This is a genomic window from Prevotella sp. MGM2 (assembly GCF_002933955.1).
GTDB lineage: Bacteria > Bacteroidota > Bacteroidia > Bacteroidales > Bacteroidaceae > Alloprevotella.
In genome coordinates this window covers 1-773 of sequence record NZ_BEWW01000075.1, presented here as the reverse complement: position 1 = coordinate 773, position 773 = coordinate 1, and the positions used below count along the sequence as shown (strand labels likewise).

The 773-nt window shown below is 56.9% G+C and carries 1 protein-coding gene; it reads right to left on the bottom strand.

The features are described 5' to 3' along the window. Positions 1 to 93 precede the first annotated feature (93 nt). The coding region (locus tag C5S62_RS01640) for an HAD family hydrolase (RefSeq protein ID WP_104403785.1) at positions 94 to 773 on the bottom strand (680 nt) is incomplete at its 5' end.

The window sequence follows — 773 nt, the reverse complement described above, 5'->3', positions numbered from 1 at the left end:
AATTTCCCTGGGAAAGCAAATAGTGTTAAAATAATAGGACACCCATCTTATCCGTCTCCGACAGTCATTCCTCTTCAACCGGCGCCGGCTTTATTATGCCAGCATATCCAACAAATCCCCGAAGGAACCGACAATGCATCCGGCGCCCGCCTCAAGCAATTCTTGGTGCGAATGATTGCCATAGCTCACACCACACGTGGCACAGCCCGCGGCGCGCCCCATCAAAATGTCGAAACTCGTGTCGCCTACCACCAAGGCATGCTCCGGCCGCGCCATGGTGGTGTGGAGTATCCTGTGAACCGCCTCGGGGTGCGGCTTCTTTTCCGCCACATCATCTTCAGCCACATAATGCGCCACGAACATGTCTATGCCCAACCTGCGGCAAAGCGATTCTACCGAACGGTGTCCCCGGCTCGTGGCAACAGCCACCGTTACGCCACGGCCAGTGGCATGGCAAAGCGTCTCTTTAACACCAGGAAAAAGACAGGCGGCACGGGCACCGATCCTCTCAAAAACCTCACGGTAAACGCTTACGGCCTCTTCCACTCGTCTGCCACACGGTAATCCGCTCAGCCGTGCGATACTTTCCGTGAGCGGCAAACCTATAGTTTGCCTGACAGCACCAGCTTCAGGCACCGGCAGCCCTATGCGGCGAAACGTCTCACTCATGGTGTCAACGATACCGGCCGCCGTGTCAGCCACCGTTCCGTCAAAGTCAAGAATTAGCACACGCGGCTGTGCCGCACGCCTCACATGCAATGTCACCGCCGCAC